We start from the raw sequence: 1,263 nt of genomic DNA, 5'->3' as shown, positions 1-1,263 counted from the left end.
TTACATTCCGAACCCGGAAGCTAAGCCCTCCAGCGCCGATGGTACTGCACTCGTGAGGGTGTGGGAGAGTAGGACACCGCCGGACAATCTTCCAGTCGAGGGCCGCCCCATCCGGGTCGGCCCTCGACTGCGTAGCGCCATTGGTGGCGCAATCAGGAAGGATGTACCTGTGAGTTCAGGACCGCAGGGCGGAGACCGTCCCCGTCGTTACGAAGACCGTACTGACGGTGCGGGCGGACGCGACCGCGGCCCGCGCCGCGATGACCGAGACCGGCCCCCGTACCGGGGAGACCGCGACAACGGCGGCGGCGCCCGAGGCGGATACGCCGGCGGCCGCGATTCTGGCTCCCGTGGTGGTGACCGGGACAGCTCGCGCTCCAGCGCCCCCCGTGAGGGCGGCTACCGGGGCGGCGACCGCCGTGAAGGTGGTTTCCGGGGCGGCGACCGTGATGGGTCCCGTTCCAGCGCCCCGCGTGAGGGCGGCTACCGCGGCGGCGACCGGGACAGCTCGCGCTCGGGTGCTCCCCGTGAGGGTGGTTTCCGGTCCGGCGCTCCCCGTGAGGGCGGCTTCCGGGGTGGCGACCGGGACAGCTCGCGTTCCAGCTCTCCCCGCGAGGGTGGTTTCCGGGGCGGCGACCGCGACGGTGGTTTCCGTGGTGGCGACCGCCGTGAAGGTGGCTTCCGTGGTGGCGACCGGGACGGTTCGCGTTCGGGTGCTCCCCGTGAGGGTGGTTTCCGTGGTGGCGACCGGGACGGTTCGCGTTCCAGCGCTCCCCGCGAGGGTGGTTTCCGTGGGGGTGACCGTCGTGAGGGCGGTTACCAGGGCGGCGACCGCACCCGCTCCGGCCCGCCGCGCGAGGGTGGCTTCCGCGGTGGCGACCGCGACGGTGGTTTCCGTGGTGGCGACCGCCGCGAGGGTGGTTTCCGCGGTGGCGACCGGGACGGTTCGCGTTCCAGCGCCCCGCGTGAGGGCGGCTTCCGCGGTGGAGATCGCGACGGTGGTTTCCGTGGTGGCGACCGCCGCGAGGGTGGTTTCCGCGGTGGCGACCGTGAGGGCGGCTTCCGTGGCGGCGACCGGGACGGCTCGCGTTCCAGCGCCCCGCGTGAGGGTGGTTTCCGCGGTGGTGACCGCCGCGAGGGTGGTTTCCGTGGTGGCGACCGGGACGGCTCGCGTTCGGGCGCTCCCCGTGAGGGTGGTTTCCGTGGCGGTGACCGCGAGGGTGGTTTCCGTGGGGGTGACCGTCGTGAGGGCGGTTACCAGGG

The 1,263-nt window shown here is 72.9% G+C and carries 1 protein-coding gene and 1 rRNA gene; one reads left to right on the top strand and one right to left on the bottom strand.

From position 1 onward, the window contains the following. Positions 1-85 (top strand): 5S ribosomal RNA (gene rrf / locus ABZU74_RS34020); the annotation flags it as partial. A gap of 90 nt (positions 86-175) precedes the next feature. Here the strand turns inward: rrf and ABZU74_RS34015 are convergent. Beyond that, positions 176-1,263: hypothetical protein (locus ABZU74_RS34015; RefSeq protein WP_355432886.1), on the bottom strand; the 1,088-nt coding region annotated here is incomplete at its 5' end.

Origin of the sequence: Micromonospora sp. NPDC005171 (assembly GCF_040608575.1) — a bacterium.
GTDB lineage: Bacteria > Actinomycetota > Actinomycetes > Mycobacteriales > Micromonosporaceae > Micromonospora.
Note: the sequence above shows the minus strand (reverse complement) of the source record. Positions and strands in the feature narration are given on the sequence as shown.